This window comes from Flaviaesturariibacter aridisoli (genome assembly GCF_004343705.1).
Classification (GTDB): domain Bacteria; phylum Bacteroidota; class Bacteroidia; order Chitinophagales; family Chitinophagaceae; genus Flavisolibacter; species Flavisolibacter aridisoli.
Genome location: NZ_SKFH01000060.1, coordinates 1 through 5,686 on the forward strand (window position 1 = coordinate 1; position 5,686 = coordinate 5,686).

Annotated in this window: 4 protein-coding genes; all 4 read left to right on the forward strand. The window is 42.8% G+C overall.

What is annotated here, in order from left to right; translation table 11 throughout:
- Positions 1-632: 632 nt before the first annotated feature.
- The 4 genes from E0486_RS18095 (at position 633) to E0486_RS18110 (ending at position 5,488) form a co-directional block, all read left to right on the forward strand.
- A complete protein-coding gene (locus E0486_RS18095; RefSeq protein WP_131854398.1) occupies positions 633-2,648 on the forward strand; it encodes a hypothetical protein in 2,016 nt (671 codons plus the stop codon).
- Positions 2,630-4,321: a hypothetical protein gene (locus tag E0486_RS18100; RefSeq protein WP_131854400.1), complete on the forward strand. Its 1,692-nt coding sequence runs from the start codon at positions 2,630-2,632 to the stop codon at positions 4,319-4,321. The genes E0486_RS18095 and E0486_RS18100 overlap by 19 nt, the downstream gene beginning before the upstream one ends.
- Before the next feature lie 42 nt (positions 4,322-4,363).
- Complete coding sequence (locus E0486_RS18105; protein WP_131854402.1) at positions 4,364-4,756, forward strand: hypothetical protein; 393 nt, start codon at positions 4,364-4,366, stop codon at positions 4,754-4,756.
- Between the two features lie 504 nt (positions 4,757-5,260).
- The gene (locus E0486_RS18110; RefSeq protein WP_131854403.1) at positions 5,261-5,488 is read left to right on the forward strand and encodes a transposase; all 228 of its coding nucleotides are present in this window, start codon (positions 5,261-5,263) and stop codon (positions 5,486-5,488) included.
- Positions 5,489-5,686: the final 198 nt, after the last annotated feature.

The window sequence follows — 5,686 nt, forward strand, 5'->3', positions numbered from 1 at the left end:
GAGTCGAACCGGTGACCTTCCCGCCCGCAGGCGGGACGCGCTAGCCAACCTACCTTCAGGTAGGGGCATAAAAAAACCCCGCATTTCTGCGAGGCTTCTTTAAAGCGTGGAGAATGCCGAACAAAACTCGAATCTTTTTGAAAAAGACCTATTGTTAATCAATGACTTAAGTACATAACTGTTAATTTAAATATCGGAAACACTAATAAAAAAAGTAAGGTCAGTCAAGACTCAAACCAAAGGGCAACTAAGTTCGATTCCAGTTCTGTGCACTTTTCGTAGATAAGCTTTTGATGATTAATGACAATTTTAATGTCTTAATTATCAGAAGTCTTTCTTTTCGACTTTCTGGAGACAGGTCTCCTTTTTGGCGACACTGGGCACCAAGTTCGAACGCCCAATAGAATGGCATTTTAATGTGCCAGCATCTGCAACAAAGGACACCGAGCTTGTCTGGAGCAGCGCTTGATCCGAAATGGGGGCCGAATTAACAAAAACCCTGGAAAGGGCATGACTGTTATCCGATCGCAAAAGGTGACGACTAGCCAATACTACGCTCGGCCCTCATTCCTCCCCCCGTTACTCCATTGGCTTTTCCATTAAGTCCCAATAAGTAGTAGAATCTTTAATTTGTGGCAAAGATCCTGTCCATGTTTGATTTTGCTCAGGCGAACGAAGAAATTGAAAAAAAGAGTTTGCTTACTGGCCGGACTGATCAATTGATCAATCTGGTGATTGATCATAAGAAATTTGTCTTCACAAAAGAAGAGATTACGTTTGACTTTGCACCGCTACTAGAAAACGGAGTTATTGAAATTAGCGGAGACACGGTTCAGTTAACGGAGCATAATTTCCTCTCTTATTTTGCCTATCGGGCCTTTGCCCTAAAGTTCAACTTTGAACTAAGCGAAGACATAGGCGCTCTGTTTCAATTCTTGGAAGCAATCAGGGATCATTTTGATTCGGGAAAAAATACTGGAATTACCCGCTTTTTAAGAGGGGTAGATGCCATTAGCCTCTTTCTTCACCACCAGCACTACACTCAAAAAGTCACATCCTTATTCGAAAGCTTTGATAATGTCGGAAAAGCGCGGATTTTTCTTTACACCGAAGCTCTGGGGCGCTTTCTTCCGCATCATCAATTTGCCCCTGCGGACCTCTTGAGTCTTTTGAAAGAGCTGTATGCCTTCCATAAATATGATGAACCAGGCGTGGCTAACTTCAACGTTTTCCGGCTAAGAGAAGGCTTACGACAACTCGCGCAGATCCGACCAGAAAAAGCTCAAGAGTTAGAGGTCTTCTTATTGGAAAATTTCGACGGAATTAGCGAGGACATCACTATCAATATCTGGACAGGGCTGATTCAAAAGGATCGTTTGTTTCTCTCGAAACTTCGAGACTATGTGCAAAGGGAGGTCTACCAGCCTGCTATTATTGTCGTTTTGGCCACAAAAGGTTTATTCAATCAGGAAGAAGTCTTGGAAATACTCCGTCTGGTTGGTGAAATCCATAATAACAGTAAAAAATACAGGCTGCAGTTACCAAAGTTATACTGTAGCATACTTGCCAACTCTGCCGTATTGGACAGTCAGATCCGGGAACGGTGCTTCGCTTCCCTAAATGAGTTAATTATCGATCCCGATCCCGACTTTGCATTTGCTGTCATGAATGAGCTCCGTTTTATGGAAGGCTATGAAATTGAGAAAACGGCACTTCTGAAAACATTAGTGGAACAGGAACATTTCGAGCAGAAGCTCATACCATCTATATCGTGGATTTTTTTTGAGTTCCATGAGAGTTCTTTATATTTTGATTTTCTCAATTCGCTCACCGCCAAATTCAAATATAAAATTGACGAAGCCATTTTTGAACACACCATTCAGCCTTTGAGGAATAAGGGAGAGGTTGCATTTGACCAACAACTCATTGCTTTTTTAATTCACGACTCTGGAGAACTTCGGTGGATTGGATCCCGAATTCTAAGCAAGCTTATTTTACACCATGGGATGGTCTGTTTTGCCACCAACGTATTAGACCTGCCTCCCAAATCGCAGTTTAAGCTCTTTACGTCAGTGCTATCACTGATTAATGAAGCGAAATCTACGTTACCCCTGATACTCCCTTTGTTGCACTCACAGAACGAAGCTGTGAGGGAAGGACTTATCAGCCGCCTGGAGTTACTTTCGGAAGATTACGGTAGCCAGGTGACAGAAGCGCTGAATGACCATTGGCCGAAAACAACAGAGGAGCAGCAGACTATCTATGACAGGATCCAATACTATATGGAGGTCTTTTTCGACCGGGCAAAAAGGAAGACCCAAGTGAAAGAACTGAACCCTTTATATATACAAGCTGCCAATTTCAATAACTACATGGAAAGTTATCAAAAGCATTTTGAAAGAACCATCAATGAGGGTGTGGACAAGAATAGTATCATGCGGCAGTTGGCAACAACAGTAATTTTGGCAAAGGGTGGCGGCTGGCAACATGCCGAGACAGGCGAAGTAATGCAACTTTCGTCTGTTGGCACTTCCATGACGCTGCCCCGCAGTTATTTTGTCAGCCCGGATAACTTTGAATGGGACCGGATGGTTGAGCGATTAGAAAACTGGAAAAATTTTTTACCTGAATGGGAAGCAACACCTTAATGGTTAGTGATTATCTGAGGAGTCTCAAAGAAGATACAGAATTGGATTACCTTTTCCCAATTCTGCTGAATTTGATGGGATTTCGCATTGTAACCACGCCGAAGGAGTCCAAAGGACAACCTCAATACGGAAAAGACATCATTGCAATAGGCAAAGACTATGATGGGACACGGAAACGTTTTTATTTTGAATTGAAAGGCCATGCGGATAGAGATATAGACGATACAGTCCTGATGAAGCGCGATGGGATCATGGAATCGCTGAGGGCTGCAAAGTATACTGTCTTTAAAGACAGTTCGATAAGTGACTTCAATGCCCTTCCGGTGAAGTTTGTGTTGGTCCACAACGGTGTTTTGAAAAACAATACAAGGCCCACCTTTGAAGGGTTTATCGCCCAGGAATTCCCGGACAGTAATTTTGAGCGCTGGGACATCTATCGACTTACGGATTTATTTAGCCAGTATCTCTTCGGTGAATATTTACTAACTGACGAAGAAAGTGTCCGGCATTTCAAGCGAACACTTGTCTTATTGGATGCACCTGATTATGATTTTTCCGACTTCAAACAACTGGTCCAACTCCAACAAAAGAAAATTACCGGAATCAAGGGACGTTCCTTTACGAAGTTTTTTGCAACCTTGAATTTATTAGGTGTCATTGTGGTTCATTACAGCCGGGAAAACAATAATCTTGAGCCGGCCAAACAATGCCTGAATTACGTCATTTTAAAGACATGGCATTGGATACTGGCAAACGGATTAGCGGAGAAAAAGGCTGTTATCACTGAATTTCGAAAGCTGCTGACGATTCATTTTGAGTTGCTGCAAGAATATTTCGTGAAGACCCTGCCATATGCGTGTGAGTATGAAGGGCTTTTTGCAGAACGAGGCGGCCCTTTTGAAACTATTGGCTATCCATTGCGAAGTTTTGACTATCTCAACTCTCTCATATATTACTTTGAAGCAAGAGCCTATTGGCCGGGGTTTGATGGAACAACACAGCAGAAAAAACAAAATCTACGAAACAGGCAAAAAGAAATTATCAAAAAACTGATCAGGGGGAATATTGGTTGCAGACGGCCAGTGATCGATAGCAACTCCATCGCTATTCTCAATGTATTCTTGTTCTTTTTCAGGGACGAGGTGCTAACGGATGATGACAAAGAATTCATTCATGACTACTTGCTCCAATTGTTCGATAATATCCTAATCATATACCAGCAACACCAGCGGTTTCCTGAACTGAGTGGCAACATATCTGCTTTAAGTGAATTTATTATTACTGGCAAACGACCGGCAGAATATGAAGATCGATCATCCCTCCTCCTCACCATCCTTTTTGAATTAACGACGGTGCTGGACAATGAAGAAATTTATTCACTGTTTCGCCAAGGAGTTGATGGTAAGATCAATCTTCAAACAGCTTTTTCATCGCTACCGGACGAAGAATTCGAGAAAGCCCTTTTTGAGAAGAATTTAAACCAGGTTTATTACGTCGAAACCAGTATTTCACTTCCTGAAGACTTTAAAGCGTTCAGAACTGCAGTTTCCGAAAAGAAATTGGCAGCACGTCATTATAAAACGGACGCAGCAGGCTTCCACTTCTTACGCATTCTGGCGCACGTTTATTACCAGAACGAATGGCTACCAGACGAATGGAGAGCCTTCCTTTAAAAACACGACAAAAGATTTTTTTCATTTTTATACCCTAACCATATGTACATTATCCCCTCCCAAGTTGAAAAGTACTGCAACAAGATCGGCGACGAAATTCACATAGAAGTTGATCTAGAAGACAAAAACGTCATGTTCCGGTTTGTAAGAGGTAAGTTTGAAATGCATGGAAACACCGCTGTGTTTCTCTCAGGCCAAGAAATTCGAGAACTTCTGGAACTGAACAACATTATTGGAAAAGGTAGCCAAGTGGAAGCAATACTTCATTCGACAACTGGTGACAAAGATGAAACTATCCATGATTTGATTTACAACACCATTGCAAAGTATGCTCTTCAGATGTTGAATACGGCCATGGGGAAAGATTACTTTCCCGACATGGCAGCACTTCCGCAACACTACGAAACCTATTTTCATCGGCATTCATCGAAATGATAGAGTAACCTCGACATTGATAGTCAATTAGCTGTAATATCGAATCTTTCAAAAAGCTCGAACCTCGGCTAGTTCCGTGCACCTTTTGTAGATAAGCTTTTGATGAATAATGACGATTTTAATGTCTTGATTATCAGAAGCTTTTCTTATTTAGAATAAGGCAACTACAAACTTTTTAGCGCGACAGAACTATCTGTTCGAACATTAAATAAACTTGATGCTTACTACGTCACAGATCTGACACGAATTCTCATTAATTCCCGCAGTTTCAGCGCATTGAGAATCCAGTCCTAGACACCTTTCCTAAAAATCAAAAATCAGCTTCAGGTTCTCGACAAGTTCGAACTCCGGCTAGTCCTGTGCACAACTAGAAAAGGCAATCCCAAATGGTTGTCGTTTATTTTGCTGGAATCCACTTTGGTAGCCGACTTCATGGAGTATAATGCTCCCTGAATTTGAAACCAGAGGTTAAGTTAAGAAAGGATGTACTTTTAACTACCTCAAATGAAGAAGCAGACCCGCCGCAAATTCACCCCCGCGTTCAAGGCTAAAGTAGCACTGGAAGCCATCAAGAACCAGCAAACCCTCGCTGAGCTCTCCAAAAAATTTGAAGTATCCGCCGTGATGATCTCGCGCTGGAAGTCGGAGTTCCTGGAAAACATGAGCGCTGTTTTTGAAAAGTCTTCCGACACGGAAGGCGAGCCCGTAGACTGCAAACGCCGGCGATATTGACCACCCTGCGCCGGTGGAAGTTGACCACCTGGCGCCGGAGCAAACTGACCACCCCGCGCCGGAGTAAATTGACCACTTCCGCCGGAGCAAATTGACCACCCTTTCACTGACGCTTTACTAATCCCTGAGCCGGGCATCTGCGGCAACCATTGATCTGCTGCCACCTTTAGAAAAAAGGGCAGCACCGATGGCTAATCA